Origin of the sequence: Shewanella sp. SM29 (assembly GCF_025654245.1) — a bacterium.
Lineage (GTDB): Bacteria > Pseudomonadota > Gammaproteobacteria > Enterobacterales > Shewanellaceae > Shewanella > Shewanella oncorhynchi.
Genome location: NZ_JAKKRN010000062.1, coordinates 1 through 4,995 on the forward strand (window position 1 = coordinate 1; position 4,995 = coordinate 4,995).

General features: G+C 39.9%; 3 protein-coding genes and 3 pseudogenes. 1 reads left to right on the top strand and 5 read right to left on the bottom strand.

The genetic code is table 11. The annotated features are described in order from the left end of the window. A pseudogene (locus L5L77_RS22225) lies at positions 1-423 on the top strand (IS3 family transposase); the annotation flags it as partial. A 98-nt stretch (positions 424-521) separates the two neighbouring features. Here the strand turns inward: L5L77_RS22225 and L5L77_RS22230 are convergent. The 5 genes and pseudogenes from L5L77_RS22230 to L5L77_RS22250 form a co-directional block, all read right to left on the bottom strand. Then, positions 522-995, bottom strand: a complete 474-nt coding sequence (locus L5L77_RS22230) for an MEKHLA domain-containing protein (protein WP_263143553.1) — start codon at positions 993-995, stop codon at positions 522-524. A 10-nt stretch (positions 996-1,005) separates the two neighbouring features. After that, complete coding sequence (locus tag L5L77_RS22235; protein WP_263143554.1) at positions 1,006-2,736, bottom strand: thiamine pyrophosphate-dependent enzyme; 1,731 nt, start codon at positions 2,734-2,736, stop codon at positions 1,006-1,008. A gap of 514 nt (positions 2,737-3,250) precedes the next feature. Next, positions 3,251-3,640: pseudogene (locus L5L77_RS22240) on the bottom strand (IS982 family transposase); the annotation flags it as partial. A 351-nt stretch (positions 3,641-3,991) separates the two neighbouring features. Continuing rightward, positions 3,992-4,638, bottom strand: a pseudogene (locus tag L5L77_RS22245) (IS5/IS1182 family transposase); the annotation flags it as partial. A 136-nt stretch (positions 4,639-4,774) separates the two neighbouring features. Continuing rightward, positions 4,775-4,995, bottom strand: a 221-nt coding sequence (locus tag L5L77_RS22250; RefSeq protein ID WP_263223429.1) for a hypothetical protein, incomplete at its 5' end; no start/stop codon positions are given.

Below are 4,995 nucleotides of genomic sequence, written 5' to 3' on the forward strand. Positions count from 1 at the left end.
GATTTATATTCACGCCGGATTGTGGGATGGCACATAGACAAACGCATGACCACAGATTTGATATCTAAGGCATTAATGAAAGCCTACAACCTGCGCTAACCAGCGCGAGGGTTGGTATTTCACAGTGACCTAGGCTCGCAATATACCAGTAAGCAATTCGGTAGGCTGCTATCGAGCTATGGTATCCGAGCCAGCATGGGTGATGTGGGAGCGTGTTGGGATAACGCCGTTGTTGAGCGTTTCTTTGGTAGCTTGAAACACGATTGGATTTTTAAAGTTGCTCAACCAACAAGGGAGTTTATGAAGCAAGATGTGACGGCTTACATGAAATATTACAACTTGGAGCGGCTTCATTCTGCTAATGACGATCTGTCACCTGTAGAGTTTGAAAATTCTCAAGTAAAAGTGTCCAGTTTGGGTTGACCAGTACAATTCAAAGCATATTTGTGTTAATGGATTATTCACCTTTCACAACGGGATATTGGTCGCTAAACTAGGGCAGTTCATATGAGCTGCCGTAATCAAACGTCAAAATTGTGTTCACTGCCATTAGGTGAAAGCCAAAACAGTGCACCTTGTCCCCATAACTTTCCATCACTATCTTTTAACTGCCAGATAGCACCGTTATAGATATTGAAGGATTTACCCGTACGCGTTATCCGTACACCAGAATAACCATGGACGATGCCTTTATTTGTTAACTCATCCAGCAATAATTGTCGTTTCTGCTGTTCGGATACAGGCGTGCTCAAGCGTGAGGGGAGTCGCGATATCTCCTCGCGCAGGTATTCAAAACATTCCAACGCATACTGGTTGGCATAAATAAAATACGGATCGATATCTGTATTGTGGGCCAATATGCTATATGGCGCCTCATGATGCAGCCACCAACTACGATCGGTAAGGTTTTTAGGGCTAGGGAGAGGTTTACCACTCAGTTTTTGATAGTCAATGTCGATATGCTTAATTAGCGTCTTGTCTGGAAAGTTGATCATAAATTTCTCCTTAAAGATTTTGTACTCGAGGATTACGACCCAGTACTTGTAACGCGTCGACTGGGATGTCAATGAGCAAAGATTTCATTATATTACCCGTTGTTTTATCTAATAAGTAATTCAGATTACTCAAATCAGGTGCAAGTTGTTCAGCCTCCCAGCCGCAAGCTCGTGCTATTGAACAATAATCTAATTGCTTTAGGTTGGCATGATATTTTTTTTCTTCAATCTCCGGTAAGATGATGGGCAACCCCTGACCGACTATCGAAAAACTGGCATTATTGACGAGAAAAATTACTAATCCCAGTTCACTTACTTCTCCTAATGAACCTGAAAATAGCCGAAAGCATCCATCACCAGTAAAGAGGAACACTGGACGCGTTGGCAGTGAAAGTTTTGCCCCTATAGCAGCTCCAAACGCCCCCCCCATTGCAGAGCCTCGGTAGAGCGAATAAAATTGAATATTGTTATTTGGACGCTGAGTAACATATTGTCTGTCTTTATAAGATAGGCAAACATCATCAAAACCAATAGAGCCGGCTGGCCACCAACGATCAAGTCGCTGATAAAGTTCGGCCATATCAACATAACCGCTGCGTGGAGGTGGATATTGGCGGTGATTGAGATTATTTGGAGCTAAGGGTGAGGGAATATTGTTGAACGGCTGTTGTTGTGCAGCAGCCATAAGGTTACGCAATAATTGATCCAGTGGGCCAGAGACCTGGTGATATGCTCCTTGGCTCATATGGGAAAAACTATTATCTATTTGTCCATAACTTCCTGAGTAGTTGGTTAGGAAAAATGTTTTAGCGGCAGAAAATTTTTGTAAATTAACAGTGTATTCATCAGGGCAGGCTCCTAGTACTAACAACACATCATCTTTCCCTATTGATTGATAGAGAGACAAGGCTTCATCATTACCCCCGAATGATATATAACCAAATCCATAAGGATTATCCCGTTGCACCGCATTGGCACCATTGATACTCCAGATGGCAGCACAGCGCAGTATCTGACAAAATTGTGTAGTCAGGGCTGCGGCATTTGGGTAGCGGACCATTTCCTCTCCAACTAGTAATACTAGACGTCGCCCCTTAATATCGTGTCGAAATTCGTCACAAAATTCGATGAATGAAAAGTTTTGCACTGGTAATTTTATCGATGCAATAGTTTTCGTGGGATTATATGTAGGACTGTTGAGCGCTTTATGTAGCAAAACAAGTACTATTGGTTTTGCCCTTTCCAACTGAACACGGGCAGACGATAATTTTTCAGCGAGTGTATTTGGCGAGTCAAGCACAAAGACGGATTCTGGCAACTCGCTGCGTAGTTGGGCGACAATATTGCTACCATGCTTTGTAGTATCTTGCAATGGTGAATATCCGTGTATTTCCTCTCCGATGAGGGGGACAATATATACAGCTGGAATATCATGCAGTTTCGCATCGCTTAGGCCGCAACTCAGTAGCTTACTCGCCGCTCCTGTCGTAGCTACTGCAGCAGCAATTCTACCGCTGCTCAGATAATATCCTAGTGGAATAAACCCAGCATTATACTCAGCAATAGAGAAAAAGCTTTGTTCTTCCGCGCAATTATTTACAAGTGGATTAATATATTTTAGAAAATGAATTACCCCGCCACCAGTCACGCCAACATAACGAGAAACCCCCCATATAGAAAGCGTATCCAGCAATAGTTTATAACCTATAGGCACATCATTATCAGTAATTAGCTTATTCATAATTATCACCATTAGAAGTAATTCATGACTATCTTTTAAAAGTAGCAGGAAAAAATTTTTTAAAAAGAGCACATTAACGAAAAGTTTGCAAATAAAAATAAGTCAAAAACCTAATGTTAGCGGACGATTGATAAGCTATGCAGTAGTCAGGGCGGGAGCATACTTTGTTAACTGACGGAAACTTTTAGACTTAAACATGATCAGAGTAAGCATGTTATGGTAACTACCTTTCCTAATGCCACTGTTTGGACACTTGAAACTCATCTAAGCCATGGATCTTTATCGATGGTAAACTTTGCGGGATGCTGTTAATAAAAATGGCGCTGCACCTCGTTGCCTTACTGATATCAGGGCCGGATTATACATTGTTAAATTGGTTAACAAACCTATCCAGTCGAACGAATTTTATTCGATTATGGATGATTTATATCAATCAATAATCTCGCATTAAGTCGACTTAAGAACAAAATAGCTAAATGTTAACAGAATTTACAAAGCATAATCTCACCCTGTTACTGATATACCCTTTATCTGCATAGAGTTTATTCATGCCACTGTGCACCATCTCGTTCACCGGTTTTGTGTCATGTACATTCGCAGGAGTCACTTTGGCCGCCACTATTCCGCCTTGATGATCCACAATCAAATGCAGCTTAAAGCCATAGAACCACCCCATGGTGCCTTTACCTCTGCACGCCAGCCCCGCCAAGGTTTTATGGCGATGAATACGTAGGTTATGACACACTTTAATGCTGGTTGAATCTACAAATTCGATGTCTGAGGGGCCACTCTTGAGGCTGGAAAAGTAGCGGCAAAGCGGCACTCACACAGTGGGCATCACCTCAAGAAAGCGGGTATAGCTGAGTAAATTAGGAAAAGCAGATTTGTAGAAATGAGCAAAATAGCTTTAATGCCAGCGCCTACTTCTGACAATAGATACTGACTTTTACTATCCTTAATTGCCTTCTTCATATCATCTATAACTTGCATAATAGAGAAGAAACTTCCTTGTGACAATAGTATTATAAGGGTCACTCCAAAAATCAACATAATTGACTTGTGCGGTTCCAGTCGTTGCATTGTGATTCATTATTTATACCATAATTGTTTTGATAAATATCACTAACTATATTTAGTCACTACTATATAATTACTCTGAAACCCCCACTAATTATGATTAGGAACACATTGCTAAATTTAAACAGCTATTATTAAGTAGATCTATTGATTTTTGTTGCGTAAATATTAGTAGTAAATACATTGGGAACCCCATTAATGTAAGTGCCAATGAAACCATACTGGTACAGCTTCTTGCTTTATCATAACTTTCTGATATAATTCGACAACATTTAAATATTCAAAAATAATTATCTACTAAATGCCAATGTTTATATAAATATCAATATACCCACTCCTGAAACATATTTATACCGTGGAACTTTTGGATAATTAATGTCCCGCCTTGGGCTCCGATAACTTGACAAAAATTACTGTCATAACCTTTATCAGCAATCAAAATATCAATCTGCTTTAAGTGCTCAATTAGCTTTTGAGTATGTATAATATCATGCTCCTGGTCTTCTGATAATTCTAAATAGGTAATCCTTCACATCTCACTGCTGAATAAATTTAAGTTGAATACTTCGACTTTTAACAATACTTTCATCATTCAGAGTAACTGCACTATCGAGCCATCAATCAAGACCAATTCTATGTCAGCAAAATAGGTTAAGACTTTGAATAAATGAGCCAGAATGCCTTTCTTAGACCATCAATGAAACCGCCTAAAAGTCACACTCCAACGACTAAGCTATTTGGGTAGACTCATCAAGGGATAACCGCTCGAAGTTCAAGTGTTTGTCTGTGTTCCGGTTTATTATAAACGCGGCCAGTGCTTTTCATTAAATGAAATTCCTTCCCCTACGCATCGGTTAGCATAAGTCTTGGCATAGCTTGAGGATTATGGTTACTTTTGGCGAAGAAAATTATAACGTCTTGCCATGCTGTCTAAAAAACACTCTAGAAAGATCAACAGACCCTAGATTTTTAATATTACATCAGAGTTGGTATTAATAATAAGCTCTGCATTCCTATTATCTATATTACTCAATTCATTATTATAAAAATCTAAAACGACAATACCGAGCCGGTCTCCTTTTTGTTTACGCTGTAAGAATTCAGTAAGCCCTGGATTCATCATGGGCTCGACTTTACCTAGCCCGCCGCCCCAACAGTATTGATAGGGAGTATGCCCACCTT